Source organism: Thermodesulfobacteriota bacterium, from assembly GCA_040753795.1.
GTDB lineage: Bacteria > Desulfobacterota > Desulfobacteria > Desulfobacterales > Desulfosudaceae > JBFMDX01.
This window is the reverse complement of the sequence record JBFMDX010000026.1, coordinates 1-21,348: the sequence shown is the minus strand read 5'-3', so window position 1 is coordinate 21,348 and position 21,348 is coordinate 1. Positions and strand designations below refer to the sequence as shown.

General features: G+C 55.7%; 20 protein-coding genes. 18 read left to right on the top strand and 2 right to left on the bottom strand.

From position 1 onward, the window contains the following. Positions 1-130 precede the first annotated feature (130 nt). The 11 genes from AB1724_19035 to AB1724_18985 all read left to right on the top strand — a co-directional run bounded on the left by AB1724_19035 (position 131) and on the right by AB1724_18985 (position 12,360). On the top strand, positions 131-1,453 hold the full coding sequence (locus AB1724_19035) for a hypothetical protein (GenBank protein MEW6079910.1): 1,323 nt from the start codon (positions 131-133) through the stop codon (positions 1,451-1,453). Then, complete coding sequence (locus tag AB1724_19030) at positions 1,443-2,579, top strand: 2-hydroxyacyl-CoA dehydratase family protein (protein ID MEW6079909.1); 1,137 nt, start codon at positions 1,443-1,445, stop codon at positions 2,577-2,579. The genes AB1724_19035 and AB1724_19030 overlap by 11 nt, the downstream gene beginning before the upstream one ends. A gap of 2 nt (positions 2,580-2,581) precedes the next feature. After that, positions 2,582-3,985 (top strand): 2-hydroxyacyl-CoA dehydratase family protein, encoded by a 1,404-nt coding sequence (locus AB1724_19025; protein ID MEW6079908.1) that lies wholly within the window; start codon positions 2,582-2,584, stop codon positions 3,983-3,985. Then, on the top strand, positions 3,985-4,758 hold the full coding sequence (locus AB1724_19020) for an AAA family ATPase (protein MEW6079907.1): 774 nt from the start codon (positions 3,985-3,987) through the stop codon (positions 4,756-4,758). Before AB1724_19025 ends, AB1724_19020 begins: the two co-directional genes overlap by 1 nt. A 222-nt stretch (positions 4,759-4,980) precedes the next feature. Beyond that, a complete protein-coding gene (locus AB1724_19015) occupies positions 4,981-5,310 on the top strand; it encodes a hypothetical protein (GenBank protein ID MEW6079906.1) in 330 nt (109 codons plus the stop codon). Positions 5,311-5,486: 176 nt separating this feature from the next. After that, entirely contained in the window at positions 5,487-6,002 is a 516-nt protein-coding gene (locus AB1724_19010) for a hypothetical protein (protein ID MEW6079905.1), read from the top strand. 157 nt (positions 6,003-6,159) lie between these two features. Beyond that, positions 6,160-6,594 carry a hypothetical protein gene (locus AB1724_19005; GenBank protein MEW6079904.1) on the top strand — a complete coding sequence of 145 codons (435 nt, stop codon included), beginning with the start codon at positions 6,160-6,162 and terminating at the stop codon, positions 6,592-6,594. Between the two features lie 133 nt (positions 6,595-6,727). After that, positions 6,728-8,044, top strand: a complete 1,317-nt coding sequence (locus AB1724_19000; GenBank protein ID MEW6079903.1) for a GMC family oxidoreductase N-terminal domain-containing protein — start codon at positions 6,728-6,730, stop codon at positions 8,042-8,044. 156 nt (positions 8,045-8,200) lie between these two features. Continuing rightward, positions 8,201-11,713: a response regulator gene (locus AB1724_18995; protein MEW6079902.1), complete on the top strand. Its 3,513-nt coding sequence runs from the start codon at positions 8,201-8,203 to the stop codon at positions 11,711-11,713. Then, on the top strand, positions 11,710-12,123 hold the full coding sequence (locus tag AB1724_18990; protein MEW6079901.1) for a response regulator: 414 nt from the start codon (positions 11,710-11,712) through the stop codon (positions 12,121-12,123). The genes AB1724_18995 and AB1724_18990 overlap by 4 nt, the downstream gene beginning before the upstream one ends. Positions 12,124-12,207: 84 nt before the next feature. Next, positions 12,208-12,360, top strand: coding sequence for a rubredoxin-like domain-containing protein (locus AB1724_18985; protein MEW6079900.1), 153 nt, complete (start codon positions 12,208-12,210; stop codon positions 12,358-12,360). A gap of 107 nt (positions 12,361-12,467) precedes the next feature. Here AB1724_18985 and pal read toward each other — a convergent pair whose 3' ends face one another. Beyond that, the gene (pal, locus tag AB1724_18980; protein ID MEW6079899.1) at positions 12,468-13,391 is read right to left on the bottom strand and encodes a peptidoglycan-associated lipoprotein Pal; all 924 of its coding nucleotides are present in this window, start codon (positions 13,389-13,391) and stop codon (positions 12,468-12,470) included. A gap of 394 nt (positions 13,392-13,785) precedes the next feature. On the opposite strand from pal, the gene AB1724_18975 reads away from it, so the two are divergent. The 5 genes from AB1724_18975 to AB1724_18955 all read left to right on the top strand — a co-directional run bounded on the left by AB1724_18975 (position 13,786) and on the right by AB1724_18955 (position 18,306). After that, positions 13,786-14,568 carry a thioredoxin domain-containing protein gene (locus AB1724_18975; protein MEW6079898.1) on the top strand — a complete coding sequence of 261 codons (783 nt, stop codon included), beginning with the start codon at positions 13,786-13,788 and terminating at the stop codon, positions 14,566-14,568. Positions 14,569-14,581: 13 nt separating this feature from the next. Further along, positions 14,582-15,232 (top strand): hypothetical protein, encoded by a 651-nt coding sequence (locus AB1724_18970; protein MEW6079897.1) that lies wholly within the window; start codon positions 14,582-14,584, stop codon positions 15,230-15,232. Between the two features lie 68 nt (positions 15,233-15,300). Continuing rightward, a complete protein-coding gene (locus AB1724_18965) occupies positions 15,301-16,824 on the top strand; it encodes a hypothetical protein (GenBank protein ID MEW6079896.1) in 1,524 nt (507 codons plus the stop codon). Further along, positions 16,817-17,524, top strand: coding sequence for a TIGR04282 family arsenosugar biosynthesis glycosyltransferase (locus AB1724_18960; protein MEW6079895.1), 708 nt, complete (start codon positions 16,817-16,819; stop codon positions 17,522-17,524). The genes AB1724_18965 and AB1724_18960 overlap by 8 nt, the downstream gene beginning before the upstream one ends. Beyond that, positions 17,521-18,306 carry a DUF3047 domain-containing protein gene (locus AB1724_18955; protein ID MEW6079894.1) on the top strand — a complete coding sequence of 262 codons (786 nt, stop codon included), beginning with the start codon at positions 17,521-17,523 and terminating at the stop codon, positions 18,304-18,306. Before AB1724_18960 ends, AB1724_18955 begins: the two co-directional genes overlap by 4 nt. An 8-nt stretch (positions 18,307-18,314) precedes the next feature. On the opposite strand, the gene AB1724_18950 is transcribed toward AB1724_18955, so the two are convergent. Beyond that, complete coding sequence (locus AB1724_18950) at positions 18,315-19,427, bottom strand: FAD-dependent oxidoreductase (GenBank protein MEW6079893.1); 1,113 nt, start codon at positions 19,425-19,427, stop codon at positions 18,315-18,317. A 413-nt stretch (positions 19,428-19,840) separates the two neighbouring features. Here AB1724_18950 and AB1724_18945 point away from each other — a divergent pair, with 413 nt between their 5' ends. Next, positions 19,841-20,872 carry a 2-hydroxyacyl-CoA dehydratase family protein gene (locus AB1724_18945; GenBank protein ID MEW6079892.1) on the top strand — a complete coding sequence of 344 codons (1,032 nt, stop codon included), beginning with the start codon at positions 19,841-19,843 and terminating at the stop codon, positions 20,870-20,872. Positions 20,873-20,877: 5 nt separating this feature from the next. Further along, the coding region (locus AB1724_18940) for a 2-hydroxyacyl-CoA dehydratase family protein (GenBank protein MEW6079891.1) at positions 20,878-21,348 on the top strand (471 nt) is incomplete at its 3' end.

Below are 21,348 nucleotides of genomic sequence, written 5' to 3'. Positions count from 1 at the left end.
TACCGACGGGTAAGAATAATTTTTAAAAAAATCAGTATTCTTTCTCATTTTTTTTTGGCCGCTTGGTCACCGCCGGTGACCTGATGGCCAAGGTCAGATTTAAAACGCCCAGAAAGCCACATAACTAATTATGAATACAGAAAAAAAGCAGACGGCAGGAACCCCTTCGGAAAACCCCGAAGAATTGAAAAAGGAGATGGACCGTCTGCTGGGGGAACTGGCGGTCAACCTGATGGGCGACCCCAAGGCGCAGCAGACCCTGCAGGCCGTGGCCGGTGCCGTCATGTCGGCCTGGTCGGGCGGCAGTGTTCTCAAAAAAATCATTTCCTGGATGGCCTTGAAAACCATGCCGGCCCTGCCTCCGGGAGACAAAAGCGGTCTGGCGGACATGGCCGCGACCCTGGGCCGGTTTCTGGTCCTGCGGTGGAGGCTGCGCACCCGGGAAATTCGGGAGAACCCGACCGAAGCCGCCGACAATCAGTCCGCCTTTGTGAAATCCCTGCTGGACAACATCGACCTGTCCCAATGGAAGACCCTGCTGGAGACCTCAAAAGAGGGCCGCATCGAAGCCGCCCGCCGGCTCAATGAAATTCTGCCGCAATACCAGGGCAAAATACTGGTGGTCCTGGCCGCCCTGCCCACTGTCATCAGCCTTGCCGCCAATACCCTGAACCTGAACCTTGCCTCCCAGATAAAAGTTCTACCGCCGGAGATGTTGTTTGAAATTGCCAGTGGTCTTAACGGCAAAATCGACTGGAAAGAAGTGGGCCGGATGCTCAACGATTATTATGAACTGGGCAGGAGAGTTCATATCGGCAGCAGCCTGGGCGGGGACGGCGTCACGCCGGCCTTGCAAACCCTTACCGGAGACATGCTTAAAGAGATCGTCAGCGAAATCGATCCCCAGCGCTACGCGGAAGCCGTGGCCGGAAAAGCGGGGGACAGGGAGGCGATTAAAAACGCCGTTTCGGACATGATGCATGCCTTCCCCGAGTTTGGCAGAAAGATGCTCACCGCCGCGGCCCTCTCGGAAAACGCCCGGATCCGGGCCATGAAGAACCGGCTGCGGGTGCTGGCGGACCTGCCCGGCCGTGACCTGGATGAGGTGGTCGCCGAAGTTGCCGGGGCCTTTGACGAACAGGAACTGGCTGACCTGATCTCCCTGGTGCTGGAAATAACCAACCATGTTACCGCCGGCGACCCGGAACGCATCCCCGGAACCGTATCGGCCCTGGCCGCTACCATTGACACCGAAGAAGTCCGGACTCTGGCGGAAAGCGATCTGATCCGGGACATCTGCAAGGCGGCCAGGCCCGTGGCCCTGATCCTGCTGCCGCCCCTGATCAATGGTCTGTGCGATCTGCTGACACCTGATTCTGAAGACAACGCTGAAGATTTGCGATCGGCCCTGGCCCGGCTGGCCGGTATTCTGGGAGACGCCAATGCTGAATAATAAGTTCAGAGAAATATATTCGACCATTGAAAATGATTACGTAAGGAATTTCAAAAAAAACGGCGGCAAGGTCATCGGCTACTGCTATTCCCGGGTGCCGGTCGCGGAAGTCTACCATGCCGCCGGCATCCTCGGTATCCGGCTTCGCGCCAACGAGATCACGGCCACCACCCTGGGTGACGCCTATTTCGGTCCGGTGGTTTGCAGCTTTCCCAAAAGCCTTCTGCAGATGGCCGGGGAAGAGAAATACCGGTTCCTGGACGGCGCGGTCACCTCTTCGGTTTGCGACACCATGCGACGACTGGACGAGTGCTGGCGAAAAGCCGCCCGGGAGGGCGAGGCCGTTATCCCTCCCTTTTTTAAATATTTCGCGGTGCCCCATAAATCATACGACTTCAGCCTGGAATGGTTCAGCGAAGAGTTGCGCCTCCACATCCGCGAACTGGAAGCCCATTTCGGCGTCCGGGTCACAAAAGAAGCGCTGAACGATTCCATCAGGCTCTATAATCACGGCCGCCGCCTGCTGAAGAAACTGGATGAAATCCGCAGCCGGCCCGATGTTCCCATTTCCGGCGCGGATGCCCTGTCGGTTTTTGTGGCGGCGGTATCCATGCCCATGGAGCAGTTCGTCGAAATGGCCGAAGCGCTCCTGGCCGAACTGGAACAGAGCGACCGGCCGGTGCCGGGCAAGCGGCTGTTTATCGTCGGCAGCGTCAACGACGACCGGGGACTGATCGACAGCATCGAGCAGACCGGCGCCGTGGTCGTGGGCGACATGATGTCCTTCGGGTCAAAATATTACGACAACATGATCGCCGAGGACAGCGACGACCCGGTGGACGAAATCGCCAAGTCCTACCTGCTCAGCCTGAAACATCCGCGTATGTTCGGAAGGTTCAGGGAAAGAAGCGATTATCTGGCGGACAAAGTGAAACAGGCCCGTGCCCAGGGCGTTATTTTCCAGAACATCCGCTTCTGCGATCTGCACGGCTGCGAAAACAGCCTCTACGCCGAGGACCTGACGGCTATGGGCATTCCCTGCCTGAGACTGGAGCGTGAATACGGACCGCTGGTGGAAACCGAGCGGGTCAAGATGCGGGCCCAGGCTTTTGTCGAGAGGATATAACTGTGAAAAAAGAATTAATGGCGTTTAACTATGACTGGCAGCTTCTGGTCACGTTCCAGAACCTCAAGGCCCTGCTGGAAAACACCACCCCCGGAGAAAAGGAGGCGATTTTCAGTATTCTGCCGCGGCGGGCCAACACCTTTGCCATGTTAAAGCAGATCGGCAATGCCATGCTCTATCTGATCGACGCCACCTGCCTGTGGCTGGACGACCTGACCTATGCCCGGGAAAAGGGGAAAAAGGCGGTGCTGACCACCTACTGCTACCCGGTGGGCATTCTCAAGGCCTTTGACTGCGTGCCGATCAACGCCGAGGTTCTGGCCGCCTACGGCGGGCTGATCTTCAACCGGGGGGTGATCGAATATCTGGATCACTGCGTGGAACTGGGCATGACCGAGACTTCCTGCTCCGGCCAGCGCGGCTCCATGGGCGCCTTCATGGCCGGACTGGGCACCACGCCCGACTTCTGCCTGGCCAATACCGCCGGCATCTGCGACTCCAATGCCAACGCCTTTCATTTTTATACCTCCAAGAAGAACATCCCCATGTACATGCACGACTCGCCCCCGGACCTGACCGGAGAACGGGCCGTCCGCTACAACCGGCAGGACTTCCGCCGGATGCTCGTTTTTCTGGAAAAACAGACCGGCAAAAAGGTGGACTGGGACAAACTGGCCGAACTGATTCACGAAATTCAGCGGCAGGATGATCTGATCAATGAAATCCAGCAGCTCATGACCTGCGTGCCCAATCCGGTGCCGCCGCTGGTTCAGCCCATCATCTACCTGCTCAAGTTCGGATTCAACGGCGTGGCCTCGGCCACCCGGGTGCTGGAGGAGATGCTGCGGGTATCAATGGAAAACCACGCCAAAGGGATCGCCGGCACCCTCTCCGGAAAAGAGCGGGCCCGCTGCATGCCCAGCTATATCGAACACTACACCATGGATTTCCGCTTTTTTAATTTCTTCAACGAACTGGATATCAGCATGATGGGCTGCATGCTCAACTATTTCTTTCCCAGCGGCGCGCCTTACGCCGCCGGCCGGGAAGACCAGTGTTACAAAATGGACGCCTCCTCGGAAGAGGCCATCATCGACAGCCTGGCCGATCAGCTCTCGCGCATGCCCATGATCAAGCAGATCCGCGGCCCCTATGACGCGCCGGCCATGTGGCTGGAGGACACGCTTTCGGCCTGCAAGCTCTACAAGGCGGACTGCACCATTTACGTCGGTACTCTGGGCTGCCGCAACACCTGGGGCATGGTCAAACCTTTTTTACGGGACCTGGAAGCCGCCGGCTACCCTTCCTACGCCCTGTTCGCCGACGCCTTTGACGACCGGGCCCGGAGCTGGGAGTCCTGCAAAAGTGCCATGCGGGAATTTCTCGAGGTAAGGAAGATTATTTAATGAAAAAACCTGAACATACAAAGATACTGGCTTTATGCGGCAAAGGCGGCGTGGGCAAGACCTCGTTGAGCGCCGCCATTATCAAGCTGCTGCGTGACCGCAACGCCGGCCGGGTCCTGGCCATTGACGCCGATCCGGCCGTGGGACTGGCCATGGCCCTGGGCATGACGGTTACCAAGACCATCGACGACATCCGCTCTTCCCTGATCAAAAACGTGAAAAACACCGAGAGTACCGTCGATAAAAAAGAACTGCTCTCCCTGATCGACTATGAGGTCCTTGACGCCATCGCGGAAAACGGCAACCTGGGTTTTCTGGCCATCGGCCGGCCGGAGACCGAGGGCTGCTACTGCCGGGTCAACAATTTTTTAAAAGACGTCATCAAATCCACGGCCTACCATTTTGATTACGTGGTCATCGACGGCGAGGCGGGTATCGAGCAGGTCAACCGCCGGGTCATGGAGGAGGTGGATTACCTGGTCCTGGCCTCGGACGCCTCGGCCAAGGGGCTGAACGTGGTGCGGGAGATCCGGGATGTGGCCGGCAAAAGGACCGTGAAGTACAAGAAGGCCTTCCTTATTTTAAACCGGATCAGGAGCGCCGAGGAAGCGGACAAGATCATCGGCCGCACGGACATCGAACTGGCCGGCTGGATTCCGGATGATGACACCATCCGGGAGTATGACATCGAGGGCAGGAGCATTCTGGAATTACCCGACTGCCCTGCCCTTCAAGCCGTGGGCCGGGCGCTGGACCGGATTGTCGGGGAGTAAATTTGTCATCGTCCGGCTTGACTTTTTCATAGGCGGCTTGACCGGACAATCCCGATAAAAATGGCTCGTCTTGTTTCGTCACCCCGGCGAAGGCCGGGGTCCAGTATAAAAATGCAACATGCGCCTGGAGGTGTTTTTTCGCTCCTGTCGCTTCAAAACCACTCCCGGCAGTTTAATACTAAAACACTACATCATTAACCAAACTACTTGAAGGTGTTAAACGTGAAAAAAATACTTATTACCATTATGATCATTCTATTTTGGATAGGCTATGCAATAGGTAGCGATTATGTTTTGCCAAAAGGTAGCGCTATTTTTTCAAACGAATTTCAGATCGCACATCTTGAGGAAATTGAAAAAGATGCCATTGATGGATACATTCGCGATCAATTGTCATCTGGAAACATTTTTTTCAATGATATAGATTTAACTGTTATAATTATTGATTCCTGCACATTCTGTAAAAAAGGCGTTGTTAAGATAAAAACTACAGATGGAAAAGTTACAGGGTGGATTTTTAAAGAAAGTCTCAAAACGATAAAGAAAAAATAAGACACAGGTGACATAGGAAACGCGTTACCCGTAACCGAAGGCAAGAGGGTTGATGGGAGCTATTGAAAGGAGGCGCGCCGGAAGTGTTTTGTAGCTCCAGATTGCTTTCGGGATTCAGCAACGGCCTTCGCTGAATTTCTCGAACTCGGGCTTCGCCCTCAAACAACGAGAAATTCTTGACGCTCAGGCCATTGCTGAATTTTTACCCGAAAGCGATCCATGTCGCTTCAAAACCACCTCCGGCGCCGGCAGCCGTCCCGGACAGTAACGGCTTTTTGCTGAGGCGCAAACGGAAAAACTCACCTAATAATTATGTTAGAAATATGAATAAAATATTACTGCTAATATTCCTACCACTTTTTCTTGTCGGCTGCTTCAGTTTTAGTTCTAAATACGATCCTGACGGAATAGGTTATAATATGAAATTCCCTTATAGGGCCGACAATGAAAAAGCATTAAAACTAATCGAAAATATAGCTAAAATTAAAATTGGTGACGATATAACTCATGTAAATACCTTTTTAGGATGTCCGGATATAGAGTTATTTAACAATAAAGATTTATTCACAAAATATGAAAAAATATCTAAAACTTTCGTATATTATCTAGAACGTAGTGATGATATTGAAAAATCATATAGAATCTATTTTAATCCCAAAGATGAAGTTATTGGAATTTTAAAGATCAATTAACATATCAAGATTGGCACTTGCGCCCGGGTGACACGGGCAACTCGTTGCCCGTGCCCGAAGGGCAAGAGGTCTGGAGAATCGACCACTTCATGTGCTCCACGCTCCGTTTGATAGAATGATCAGGAGATCTTCCTTAATTGTATAGGATTAAAACTTTATGGCCCTGTCGCTCTCCGAAAAGACGGATTTGTTCAATAGATTTAAAGACAAGGATGTGGACAGGCTGCGTGAATTGTCCATCATTTTCAAAGCTCATGGGAATTACGAGAAAGCCCGGCTGGCCGACCTGCTGATTAAAATCAAAAGCCAGGATATTGACGGGTTAAAAGCCCTGATAAAAGAACTGTCCCGATCCGGAGAATTGATGGAATCGGTTTATGCGGATTCCCTTTTACAGGAAAAGTTATCGATAAGCGCAGCGGAGAAAAAGCAGGTAAAAGAGCAAAAAGCCAGGGACAGGCTGGAGAAGCAAGAGAATAAGACCATACCGTCATTCGGCGTTTCAGAAGAAATTTATGAGGCCATGGCAAAGAGGATTTCGCTGAACGCGCAAAGACATAGAGACAGGATAGATGGGAAAGCAGACGAATAGACCGAACGCTTTCGGGTTTCAGCGCTTTATGAAGCAGCCCCTTGAGCTTTGAGCCTTGGCCCCTTGAGCCCTGGACCTTGTCCCTTGAACCCTGCACCTTAAACCTTAAACCCTTAACAAAAAAGGTATAGACATGAATAACCGGAACCTGTCCGCCGACGTCGTCGTCGTGGGCTCCGGCCCCGGCGGGGCCACCATCGCCAGGGACCTGACCCTGGCCGGCAAGAAAGTCATCATCGTGGAATGGGGCAAGGACAACAAGCCCCGGGGCAACATGCACACCTTCATCAAGGCCATGGGCGGATACTTCACCAGCCTGGGAAAAGGATTGATGGTCACGCCCGATCTGCTGATGATGGTGCGGGCCGTGACCGTGGGCGGCACCACCATGTTTTATACCGCCTCGGCCTGGGATCCGCCCTACGAAAAACTGGCCGCTTTTGGCGTGAACCTGCCGAAAGATGAAACGGAAAAAATAAAAAAAGAACTCAAGGTCGGCCCCCTGCCCGATGACCGCATCGGCCCGGCCGCCAGAGCCATCATGACTTCGGCCCGGGACCTGGGCTATGACTGGAAAAAACTCAACAAATTCATCGATCCGTCCAAAGCCAGAATCGGCTGCATGGACACCTTCTGCGGGGACAAGAGCCAGGCCAAATGGGAGGCCTACCAGTGGGTCATGGACGCGGTCAACCGCGGCGCCCGCCTGCTGCCGCAAACCCTGTGCGAGGAAGTCATCGTCAGCAACGGCACAACCGAAGGGGTCCGGGTCAGCGACCGGTCCGGCCGGGAATATGAAATCGGCGCCAAAGTCGTGGTAATCTGCGCCGGCGGCGTGGGATCCCCCACCCTGCTACAGCGCTCCGGCATCGAAGACGCCGGCCGAAAGTTCTTCTTTGACCCCTTCGTGCTGACCAACGGCTACATCGACGGAAAAACCGAGCCAGGCAAAGAGCTGGCCATGGCGGCCGGCATGCACCTGGAAGAAGACGGTATCATGATGACCGACATGACCAATCCCTGGTTCCAGTCCATTGCTTTCAATATTCTCGCCGGCCGGCCCGGTAAGGCCTTCAAGAGCAAGGGACAGGTCAGCATCATGACCAAGGCCCGGGACGTCATGGACGGCGTCATCGACGTGGACGGCCGCATCAGCAAGCCGCTGACCGCCCAGGACCGGGAAAAGCTCAACCGTGGCAAGATCATGGCCCGCAAAATCCTGAAAAACATGGGCGCCAGAGATATCTGGAACGGCGCCCTGGGCGCGGCCCATCCCGGCGGCACCTGCCGCATCGGCCACATCGTCGACAGCGATCTTCAGACCCGGTACAAAAACCTGTTCGTGTCCGACGGCAGCGTCATTCCCTTCGAGTTCGGCCTGCCGCCGGTGCTAACCATTCTGACCATGTCCCGACGCCTATCAGGACATTTGCTGAAAAACATACTGTAATAAGCAAACCCTCAGGAATGTCTTGGAATCGTAATAATAATATGTTATAATTAAATAATTTTTTGATGAGGGTCAACAGCTCCTGCTTTTACAAACAACAGCGCCTATTCAGATTGTTTCCGACCCGGGTGGGTTGCGCCGATTGAAGAAAAAGACATGAGTCTGAAAAAAAAGACTTTTCTAATCATCTTCCTGGCCGTGCTGGTCGCCCATCTCGCGTACTTAGCTGTTTTCAAATTCATAATCTATAAGAGCCTTGTCGAGGTCGAAAATTCGTATGCCTCATGCGCCATGAATCATTTCCTGGCGCTGGTCGACATTGAGATCAAACACCTGGATAAATTCGTTCACGACTGGTCGTCATGGGATGATACCTATGAATTCGTCCAGGACCGCAACCAGAAATACGCCGCCATTAATTTGACCCTGACCACATTTGCCGATCAGAGTCTTAACCTCGTTCATATATATGACGAGAAAAGCAGCCTTGTCTGGGGAAAGACATACCGGCTGGAAACCGAAGAAGAAATCCCCTTTGATCTGTCGAAGGAACTGACTGCTTTCGTTTTTTCGAAACTTGTCGAACAGACAAATCCTGATGCGTATGCCAGTGGGATCATCCAGACCAGCCTGGGACCGATGCTGATTGCATCACACCCCATCCTGAATTCCCAAAACATGGGGCCCAGTCGTGGCGCCATGGTCATGGGCCGGTTCTTAACGGCGGATTCCATCCGTTCGCTGGCCGAGCATATCGGTATGAAGATCGAGTCATGGCCGTCAAAAAACGGTAAGATACCGGAGACCGTGACCGGATGCATGCCGCTGCTGGACGATCCTGCCGCCGTCAAGGTGGTGCCCGCCTCACCCGACGCCATCGAAACCTATGCAATATTGAAAGATATAGACAATCAGCCGGCGATCTTCCTCAAGGCTTCTCTGCCGCGTCCGATCAGCCAGCGGGGCATAAAGGCATATCAGGTCAGCATGACTCACCTGCTGATAACCGGATTGCTGATTCTAATCTGTGTCCCCTGGTTACTGGGAAGGTACATTTTAACCCCCATCACCCGCCTGACTGAAAAGGCGGTGCAGATCGGCGTTTCCTCGAATCATTCGGAAATTCCGGGCACCGAACGGAATGATGAGATAGGCGCTCTGGCAAGAGAAATGAATAAAATGGTGGGACGCCTCTCCAACAGCGAAGAACGTTACCGTATCCTGGCGGAAAACGCCCGTGACGTCATCTGGTCCTTCGGCCTTGACCTGAAGTACACCTACGTAAGTCCCTCCGTGCTGCTCCTGCGGGGATACACCGCGGAAGAAGCGATGCGGCAGAGCTTCGAGGAATTGCTGGCGCCGGAATCGGCCAAACGAGCCAGGGAAGTTCTTGAAAGAGAGCTGTCCCAGGAACTCAAAGGACAGCGTCATCCCCCCGGGTGGTCGGTCACCACCGAACTGGAGATGACCCGCAAAGACGGGTCAACCGTCTGGACGGAGGCCACCGCCAGCATTTATTACGATAAGAACGGCAATCTCAAAGGCGTCATGGGAATCACCCGGGATATTTCCGAACGCCGTCGGGCGGAAGACAGGCTGCGCGAATCGAACCTGTCCCTGGAGAGGCTGACGGTCCTGGCCACGGAAATGGCTGCCCAGGCCCAGACGGCCAATGAGGCCAAAAGCGCTTTTCTGGCCAACATGAGCCATGAGATTCGTACGCCCTTGAACGGCGTCATCGCCATGACCGATCTGCTGCTGGACACCGACCTGTCCCCCCGGCAACGGCAGTTTGCCGCTATCGTCAAGTCAAGCGGCGAATCCCTCCTGTCGCTGATCAACGACATTCTGGACTTTTCCAAAATCGAGGCCCACAAACTGGAACTGGAGGTCATCGATTTTGACCTGCGCATGGTCATGGAAGACATGATGGAGATGATCTCAGCCAAAGCAAAAGGGAAAGGCCTTGATCTGGAGTGCCGGATCGATCCGGAGGTACCTTCCTGGCTTCAGGGCGACCCGGGACGCCTGCGGCAGATCATTCTCAATCTGACCGACAATGCCATAAAGTTTACCGGCAGCGGTAAAATTGCCATCCGGGCGGCACTCGCATCCGAAGACGAACGGCAGGTGATGATCCGCTTCACCGTGACCGACACCGGTATCGGTATCTCAAAAGAAAGGATCAGCGACCTGTTCAGCCCCTTTGTTCAGGCGGACAGTTCAACCACGCGCCGATACGGCGGCACGGGCCTGGGCCTGTCCATCTCCAAACAGTTGACCGAACTGATGGGCGGAGAAATCGGCGCGGAAAGCGAGGAAGGCGGGGGGTCTGTTTTCTGGTTTACGTCCGTCTTTCGAAAACAGCCGGCAGCCAGCATCCAGCAGATGGCGCCTTATCATGACCTGAAAGGAGTTAAGGTGCTGGCGGTGGATGATCATGAGCCGAGCCTGCTGCAGGTAACGACGTTTGTCAAATCATGGGGGTGCCGGTTTGAAACATCTTCCGACGGGAAAAGCGCCCTGTCACTTCTCAGGCAGGCGGTTCGGGACAAAGACCCCTTCTCCGTTGCCATTGTTGATTTTTCCATGCCGGGGATGAACGGCAAGGAACTGGGGCAAAAAATAAAAGCGGATGAAGAACTGCGCGACACCGTTCTGATCCTAATGACCTCAATGGGGCAACGGGGCGACGCCGCCGAGTTAAAGCTGATCGGTTTTTCCGGGTATCTGACCAAACCCTTCCGCAAGCCGCAGCTGCAGGCCTGCCTGGAAATGGTCCTGTCCGGCAAAGCGGCCGGAGAGAAAGGCCAGCTGGTTACCCGGCACTCCATAAGGGAGTCACTGAAAAAGCGGATCCGCATCCTGGTGGTTGAGGATAATTTCACCAACCGGGAGGTGGCCCTGGCGGTTCTGAACAAACTCGGTTTTCAAGCCGATGCCGTAACCGGCGGGAATGACGCGCTCAAAGAGCTCCGGCGCATCCCTTATGACCTTGTCCTGATGGACTGCCAGATGTCCGATATGGACGGGTATGAAACCACCCGGCTGATACGGAATCGGCGGACAGGGGTGGTCAACCCTGCTGTCCCCGTCATCGCCATGACAGCCTGCGCCATGGAGGGAGATCGGCGGAAATGCCTTGAAGCAGGGATGGATGATTATCTGACAAAGCCCATCCAGCCGGATAAAATGGCGGATAGATTAGCCCGGTGGTTGAGCGGGAAAGGCCAGACGGACCCGGCCGATGAGGTTCCCGCCGTTATTGCCGACAAAGACCAGGCGCAGGATCAGACGAGCATCTTTGATGCCGATAATCTGCTCAGGCGGATGAATGCGGACAAGGCTTCCGTTCGGCCTGTGATAGCGGGTTTCCTGGTTGACCTTTCCCGTTATGCCGCGGCGATTAAAAGCCATCTGCTCAACGGCGACGGATCCTCCGTCCAGCGTCAGGCCCATACCATCAAAGGCGCGGCGGCCAATGTCGGCTGTTACCGTCTTCAGCAAGCGGCTTTGGCGGTGGAAACGGCTTGCATGTCCGGAGATTTGAAGCGAGTGACCGATCTCATGAACGCGTTGGAAGAACAGATTGCGCTGGTAAAGAATACCATGGAACAGACCGGTTGGTATGACAAGTCAACGACGGAAAAAGAGGAGAGCAACGCATGAAAACGCTTATCGTAGAGGATGATTTAACCAGTCGGCTGATGCTTCAAAAAATATTGAACCCCTATGGCGAGTGTCATATGGCCATGAACGGGAAAGAAGCCGTCGACGCCTTTATCATCGCCAGGATGGAAAAAGAGCCTTACGACCTCATCTGTCTAGACTTCATGATGCCTGAAATGGACGGGCCGGAAGCGTTGAGGCGGATCCGGAAGTTGGAAAGAGAATACGGCATAGAAGAAAATGACGGGGTAAAAATTCTCATGGTCACCATCGTGGGGAAGCCCGCCCAGGTCATCGACGCCCATCGCGCCGGCGCCACGGCCCATATGGTCAAACCCATCGACCAGGCCCTGCTGCTGCGGCACCTGGCCGAGTTCGGGTTGCTTTCGCCAGGATCTGAAAACGCATGAACCACGGGACCGTCCCGCTGAAGATATAGGTACTCATAACCAGGGGAGCAGCTTTTCCCCCATTATCCTTTAAGGAGGAACGCCATGACCAGCTGGAAATGCACCAACTGCGGTTACACACTTGAAAAAGAAGAACCACCCGAGGAGTGTCCCTCCTGCAAACAGAAATGCGAATTTGTCGACAACACCTGCTATACGCCGGACTGCCAGATCGAAGGCACCGACAAGCGCATCTAAAAAAAGGGGCCGCTGAGAATCGAAATCTTCAGCGGCCCCATGCTGTTGCCTTATTCATTCCCGGGGTAATACCTCCTCCCGGTTTTCAGGCGAAATAATATCCGGGCTTACTTAAGAACAAAGTGAGCGCGTCTGTTCTTGGACCAGGCGTCTTCGGTGTGACCCGCATCAACCGGCCGTTCCTCGCCAAAACTGATCGTGGTCAGGCGGGTCAAATCCGTCCCCAGGTTGACTAGGAAATCTCTGGCGCTGGTGGCTCTTCTCTCGCCCAGGGCGATGTTGTATTCGTTGGTGCCCCGTTCGTCGCAATGGCCTTCAATGGTCACCGCGGCATCGGGATTCTTATCCAGCCAGGCGGCCTTCTTCTTCAGAATGCTCTGCGCATCAGCGGAAAGATCGGATTTATCAAAAGCAAAATAGATGTCTTCTTTCTCAAAAGCCAGTCTTTCCTGATCCACGGGCTCTTCCACCGCCGCAGGCTGCGGAGCGGCCGGCGCGGCTTCAGCCTTCTTTTCGCAGCCGCCCATGTAAAAGGATATGCCCACGGTGCCCAGCCAGCTGCATTCCGGGTAGGTCTGGACACTACGGACATCAGCAAACAACGCCACATTCTTATGAACAAAACATTTCACACCGCCGCCCACGTTGGTGGCGAACTCACTGGTATCATTGTCGCCGGTGATCTTATCCAGATCATAGACGAAGACGCCGGCACCGGCGGCCAGGTAGGGAACTACCTTCTTGTCCGTCATGAAATGATACAGCGCGTTTAACTGGGCAAAGTGCACATCCCCGTCCGCTGAATCGCCGTCACGGTCCAGGGGCCTGTTGTTCGCCTCGGTATCGGCATAATAGTAGCTGGCTTCCAGGCCGAAATTCTCGGTGATATTGTAGCCGAGGCCGAGCCCGCCGGCCATGTCATCTTCCAGATCCAGATCCGAATCGAATCCAAAATGACCGACACCGGGTGACAGCGTAAACGACCCGGCCCGATGTTCGGCCGCCGCATTGCCCGCCACTGACAAAACCATACATACAACCGCAACCAACAATAAATAACCCTGACGCTTCATGTTTCCCCCTTGATGTTTGTTAATTGATTATTTTAGCCTTTGATCTATATAACTTTTTTCATTATGCATAATGTGTGTCTCATTTAAAACTGGGCATAAATAACAGAATATTTATCAAAATACAACAAGATTTTCGCTTTGACCGCAATAAAATTGACGCCCGGCGCCGAAATTGTTATGGTTGCCGATCATAGTCACGGAGGGTGAACCCCTTCCGGCGGAGGTCATGGGACCTTTTGCGGGACACTTTCCACCTGTCTTTTATTGCTGCAAATTTATATATTATAATAAACAGTTATGGTTTTGGCTGGTCAATTAGTCCTCATTATATTAATACACGGAGAAGCACAACATGAATAAATGGAACCTGGCACTCGCGACAGTTCTGGCTGGATTGTTTTTTTTCCCCCGAATCCCGGATGCGGCCCAGGATGTGGCCGTGGGCACCGTTACCATTGACAAGGAAACCCTGAAAGCAGCCATCGTCCAAGTGCTCAAGGATGATCCCAAGCTGGTTTATGACGCCATGAACGCCTATCAGCAGCAAATGGCCGGGAACAGTCAACAGCAGCTTGAAAACAGTTTTAAGAACCCGCTGTCGATACCGGTCCGGCCGGAGAACCCGTCCAAGGGGCCGGAGAAAGCGCCGGTCACCGTTATTGCCTTCATGGATTTTCAGTGCCCGTATTGTGCCCGAACCGTCGAAACCATGTACAGCCTTATGGATAAGTATCCCGGAAAGCTGCGGCTGGTGTATAAAAACAACCCGCTGCCAAATCATGCCGCCGCCCTTGACGCCGCCAAGGCCGCCCTGGCCGCCCACCGCCAGGGCCGGTTCTGGGAATTCCGGGATATGCTTTATGCCGATATGAGCAAGCTTAACGAAGCGGGTTATGTCCAGCTGGCTAAAAACCTGGGGTTGAACCTGGACACCTTTAATGCCGACCGCAAATCCGAAGCCGTGGCCAAAGTGATCACGGCGGACCAGGGAGAGGCCACGAGCAACAACTTAAAAAGCGTGCCCTTCTTTGTCATCAACGGCATCATGGTCAAGGGAGCCAAGGATATCGCTTATTTCAGCACGGTCATCGACCGTCTGCTGGCGCAACCGGTGCCGGGATCGACAAAACAATAAAGGAAGCGCGGGAATGAATCCGTCCGATCCGAAAACCGCCAACACGCCGGGCAACCCTTACGCCGACAGCGTCACGTTTTCATCCGGACTGATGATCCTTTGCGGCATGCTGTCCGTTGTCTTTTCCTTCTGGACGGCCCTGGTCACGTCCTCGGGTATCGAAACCTGCATTTATCTTCTTCATTATGCCGACGGCTACAGGCCGGCCGTTTTCACCATCGAAAACATCGTTTTTGTCGAAGGGGATAACGCCACGAAACACAGAACCGCCGACAAATACTGGGTTGAGGGCGACATCGATGGTAAAAAAGAGAAATTCGGGCTGGGCAAATATGTTCCCGGCGTGGTTCAGAACCGGGCCGACCTTGAGAAAAAAGTATCGATAGGACAAAAGCTGCCGGTCCTGTACAACCCGGACATTACTGACAGCCTGGAAATCCGGGTTCGATATCCGGAACCGGACTTCAAACAATATGTTCAACGCATGCAATGGGCCATGATCAGGGAAACCTACCTGCCCTGGAGCGTTTCCATCTGCCTTTGCCTCCTTTTCGGAGCCGTAGCCAGGAAGCCCAAAATGGCCGTGGGTTTCTTCGTCCTGTCCTTTATAATTATACTTTTCGGCGTGATTCCGACGGCGATCAACCTGGCAAACCGTCTATAGCTTCGATATTGAAAACAGCCAAAAAGCCCTGCCCCTTCTATCATCCGGTCCATGAGGAGAAAAAACACATGAAAATCGACCACACTTTTCCCCCGGGGAAACATTACCGGGCATCGATCCTGCTCTTGTCCATTGCCCTGATCATGGGCGCCTGCTCTTCGGGAATAAAACCGTCCCGTGTACCGATGGATGATAAAACAGCCCGGTACGACCGCTTCCTCCAGGCCCTGGATAAGGAGACGACCGAGGCCGGGGTCAATAATGCCGCCGTCGGCCGCCTGGACGGATTGGCCTTTCTCCGTGCCGACCGGTTCCTGTGCGGCCTGAAGGACCGCGTCTCAACGGCGGCGGAAAAAGACCTCTGGATTGACTGGATGCGAGCTGAAGATGCCGCTGCCCGCTGCGGCGAGATTCTCTGCCTGCCGGCGGAATCCCGGGAAAGGCTGTCCCGCCTGGCCGGGGTTCCGCCCGCGGCCGACGAACTGGCCGATTATGCCGAGACAGCCGCCGCCGCCCTGCTCGCGGCCCGGCGCAAACAGCCCGATTTTCATGAGGCAGTGACCGCGGCCATGGAATGCCCGCAAGTATATGAAACCTGGATGCGGGCCGTCGGCGCCTATCCCCTGACGGCCCTGCCGGTAGTCTACCTGACCCGGAAGGCCCACCGCCGGATGAGCGACTGGCTTTCCAAACCGCCCGGCCCCATCCCGCCGGGCAGTGAAAGCGTCTGCTATCTGCCGGAAAAAGCGCCGGTTCTGAGCGAAGAAGAAATCGGCCGGATTCTTTCGGCGTCATCAGATAACGCCCTGGCCGTGCCCCGGCCGGATACCGTTGCCCGCCGCATGCTGGCCGAGAACTTCGCGCCGACCATCACCCAGGAGATCAGCGGCGATTCCGACCGCTTCGGCACGATCCAATGGCGGGACAAAAACATCCGGGTGGATGAGGAACGATCGGCGATATACTGGTATTGCACCAACGCCTTTTACCGGGGCAAACCGGTTCTCCAGATCAACTACGCCGTCTGGTACGCGGCCAGGCAGGGGCCGAAATCCCCCTGGCTGGAACGCGGCCCCCTGGACGGGCTGACCGTGCGTGTCACCCTGGACGGCAGCGGCCGGCCGGTGATGGCGGACATCATGAACAACTGCGGGTGTTATCATTTCTTTGTACCGGCCGAGGGAACAATCAAGCGCATCAAGCCCCAGTCCTTTGCCATCGACGCTTTCTCTCCCATGACCCTGCCCTCGTCTTTTCCGGAAAACCGGCTGAATGTCCATGTCAACGCCGACTGGCATCAGGTGGTCGGCCTCACGGCCGACCCGGTTCCGGCGGACGGCACGATTTGTTCCCTGGTTCCCTATGAGACCCTGGAAATGCTCCCGACGGACAACGGCGGTCACGCCAGCCTTTTCAACACGAGCGGCATTGCCAAAGAATCCACCCGGATCGAGCCGTACATTCTTTTCTCCATGGGCATTCCCAAGGTGGGCAGCATGCGCCAGCGGGGTCACCATGCCCTGACCCTGGTGGGCCGGTCCTATTTTTCCGATCCGGATTTAATGGATAAAAATTTTGAATATAATGAATGATGATGAATTCGTAAAAAGCGATAAAGACGACGCCATAGTTCTTTTTGTCAAAACGCCGGTCAAGGGGGCGGTCAAGACCCGTCTGGCCGCGTCCCTGGGAGACGCGGAGGCCCTGGCTCTTTATCAATGCTTTGTAGCGGATGCGCTGGCCATGCTCACGTCAACCGGACGGGCGGCGCGGATCTACTTTTATCCCGCCGGGGACAGGGAGCTTGCGCGCGCCTGGCTGGGCGGAGATTGGCCGCTTTTGGCCCAGACAGGAGAGTCCCTGGGAGAAAGGATGAAGAACGCCCTGACGGAAACCTTTGCCGCTGGATTTTCCCGAGCGCTGGTTGTCGGCAGCGATCTGCCGGACCTGCCGGCAGCCATAATCCATGAAACCTTTGACCTGCTGCGGGATCACGCGGCGGTCATCGGCCCGGCCCGGGACGGCGGGTATTACCTGATCGGGTTTACGGCCGCGGGTTTTCTGCCCGAGGTGTTTGACGGCATCACCTGGGGAACGGGAACAGTACTGTCGGAAACGCTGCGGCAATTTGACGCGCGCGGAATTACCCCGCGGATGCTGCCGGTCTGGCGGGATATGGACACCATCGACGACCTGAAAGCGCTTGAGTCGGACAGCCGTGAATGCGCCGGCCCGGCCGCTCATACCCGGAAGCGGCTGCGGAACATGATCAGCAATCGGAGGAACTCATGACCAAATCGGACCAGATCCGGTTCTTTAGCGAACGGTTACCGGCCACCTTTGTGGCGGTTCTTTTTCTCGTTCTGTCAGGACCGGCCGCTGTCACGGCCGGGGATGTTCTGGCCGTGGGAAATTTTTCAAACACCGCCGTTACCGCTGAAGGCCTCCCGGAAGGGTGGCAGCCGCTGACCTTCCGCAAAATCAAGGATCATACAGACTATGATATTGTTCAGGACAGCGGCCTGTCCGTTATCCGGGCCGACAGCAACGCCTCGGCCTCCGGCCTCATCCGCAAAATCCGCATCGACCCCATGATTTATCCCCTTATCCAGTGGCGCTGGAAAATCAGCAATGTATACGAAAACGGCGATGTCACCCGGAAAGGCGGGGATGATTACCCGGCCCGGATCTATATCGCCTTTGAATACGATCCCGGCCAGGCGGGTATTCTGGAAAAAGCCCAGTTTGAAGGCGCTCGGCTGATATATGGCGAATATCCCCCAGGCAGCGCCGTCAATTATATTTGGGAAAGCCGGGCGCCGCTGGACACCCGGGTACCCAACCCCTTTACCGACCGGGTCATGATGATCGTGGTGGAAAGCGGCCCTGACCGGACGGACACCTGGATCACGGCAGAGCGGAATATCTATCAGGACTACCTGGACTGTTTCGGCCGGCAGCCGCCCCTGATCACCGGCGTGGCGATTATGACCGATTCGGACAACACCGGCGAAGCCGCCACCGCGTATTACGGCGACATCATTTTTAAATCAGGGCCAACGGCAAATCCTTAATCCGTCCCCTACTCCATTGCCTGGAACCGTCTCATGAAGCGCCGGTCGATGTAATCCTTGAGCAGGAAGGCCGCGCGGCCTTCGAACGTCAGCCATCCTTTTTTCAGCACCCCGCGGTAATCGCCCAGGTTTAAAATCAGCAGGTAACCGTCCTGGGGCCGGAAAGGCCGCAGGGGCCCTCCCTCCAAAGCGGCCAGAAGATTGTGAAGAAGCAACGGGTTCTGCCGCACGGCATAGACGCCGACCTTGTCCAGGGGCCGGGGCTCGAAATAAATGCAATCGCCGCCGCCAAAAATTTCCGGATGGGTCGGCGACTGCAAATATTGATTGACCAGGAGACCGCCGTCGGGTCCGCCCGGCAGGCCGGAAGCGACGGCAACGGGCGATGGTTTCACGCCCGGCGCAACAAAAATAACATCCGCCGTAATGGTTCTGCCCGACTCAAGGGTGACGGCCCCGGTCTGGATGGCCGTGACGAACCCGCTTTCGTCAATAACGATGCCGCGTCCGGTCAGGGAACGGTAAACCCGGGAACGGACGCTTTCCGGAAACCGCCCCAGAAAAGACCGGCCGGCGCAGACGGTAATGGCCGGCAGGTTTATTCCCGACGTCAGGGCCAGGTGATGGACATTGCCCGCGATCTCCGCGGCCGCCGGTCCGCCGCCGGCAACCACCACGCCCGCCGGCCTGCGGACGCCGATGTCCAGAAGGCGCTGCCGCGCTTCCAGCAGTTGTTCGATGGGCTTGACCGGATAAACGCCGCCCTCGTCCCTTGTCACCAGGTCCCGGGGCACATGACTGCCCAGGTTGCAGGAGAGCACGTCATAAGCGATCTGGCCGCCGGAGGTGAGACGAACGGTCTTTCCCCGGGGATCGATCGTCTCCACCGCGTCGCAGAGAAAGGTTCCGCCTTTTTTTTCAGTTACCCGGCGGATGGCAAAACGAATCTCCTCCGGGGTATAGACGCCGGCCAGCATGCCCGGCCCCATACCCGAATAGTAGTGATAGGCTGCCGGACCGATCACAGTCACCCGGTGCCCCCGCCGGACAAATTCATCAAGCCGCTCCAGGGTCATCAGGTGGGCGTGACCGCCGCCGGCTAAAACCAGATGTTTGCCCATATTTTATCCTTTCCAATCATTTCGGGAAAAGGCTGAAATCGAATGGCGAAATATCGGTGTGGCGGTTCACCGGTTGTTTTTTTAATGGAACTTACTCTATAAAATAATTTGACATTAGAGAACAGAGATTGTAAAGATTTTCCCTTTTTGCACTCCGATGTCCAGATTGATTTTTTAGCCGAAATCCACCCGCGGAATGGAATTTCCGGTTTTTTATGCTGTTCGTAACCGATTCCGATGGGAAATATCAGGCTGATGAAAAATAAAGCCGAGGGGATACACCTGCTGGACGCCTCGCGCTTTTAAGCGGATTCTGCTTGACGGCAACGACCGGTGTGAGGTAAAGAAATAGTTCGGTCAGTCGTTCAACTTATTTTGATGCTGAAAACCCAAATCTGCCGGAAACGTTGACAATGGAAACCATCGCCTATTTTGACACCTCCCACGACATGCCCGAGGAGGTCATCGCCGCCGCCGGTTTTGCACCGTACAAGATCCTCGGGGACGTGCGCGCCGCCAACGACCCGGCCGACCGCTATCTGCCGGCCTTTTTCTGCCCGGCCGCGCGCAGCATCATGACCGAGGCACTGGCCCGGTCCGGGCAATGGGCCGGGATCGTCGTCGCCCAGGGGTGCAACGCCACCAACCGTCATTATGACGTGTGGAAGCGGCATGTGCCCACGCCGTTCCTGCACTGGTTCAACACGCCGCTGAAGGACGACGAAGCGGCCGTCCGGTTCATGAAATCCGAACTGTGGCGGCTGATGGACGCCATCCAGCGCCAGTTCGGCATCCTTGTCACCGGCGAGATGCTGGCCCGGGCCAACCAGGAATCCAACCGCCTCAAGGAGCGGCTCCGGGTTTTTTCCGGCCTCCGGGCGGAAAAGGACATGACCAACCGGGAATACCTCTCGGTCATGATCAAAAGCATGACCCTGCCCAGAGCCGAGGCCATCAAAGAAGTAGATGCCGCCATCGACACGATCAGCCAAAGAGGGCCTTTCCCCGGGGACAAGGTGAAGGCCCTGCTGACCGGGTCGGACGTCACCTACCCGGAACTGATGGACCAGATCGACGAGGCCGGTTTCCGGGTGGTCCGGGACGACCTCTCCCTGGGCGAGCGATATTTCGCCAGCCGGATTCCCGATGAGGGCGACCCAGTGGAATCGCTGGCGCGGTACTACCTGTCCATACCCAGGCCCGCCACCAAGGTGGGCCTGCGCCAGCGGCTGGCATACCTGGAAGCGGCCCTGGCGCAGTCCGGCATCAGGGCCGTCATTTCCCAGAACCTCAAGTTCTGCGAGCCCTATGCCTATGACGCCGTGCTGGTGAACAACGCCCTGAAAAGCAGGGGGTACCGGGTCCTCCATGTGGAACGGGAGTATACGGCTACCCCGGACAACCCGCTGGCCACCCGGCTGGCCGCCTTCGCTGAGATGGGATGAACATCATGAACGCTGAACAACCGACAACTCCCGCCATGGACCCGAACGCCCCTGTCCGGGTCGAGACCCTGCCCCACGCCGGAGACCTCCGCTGGCCCATGACCTGGTATTTTCTCACGGGCAAGCTTTACAGCCTGCTGCCGTGGAAAAAGACCGCCTGGACCTGCGCCGGTTTCCCCATCGAACTGCTGCTGGGGCTCGACATTTTCCCGCTGCACCCGGAGAACATGGCCACCGTGGCCGCGGCCCAGAAGCAGTCCCGGCGGCTGATCGAGCACGCCGAAAGCATGGGGTATTCCCGGGACCTCTGCTCCTACTGCAAAACCAACATCGGCGCGGTGGACACCGCCGCGCCCCTGAAACACGGCGGCATCGCCCGGCCGGATATCATCACCTGCACCAATACCATCTGCGACACCCACTGGAAGTGGTTTCAGATCCAGGCGGAAAAGCTGGACGTGCCCCTGTTCGTGTTC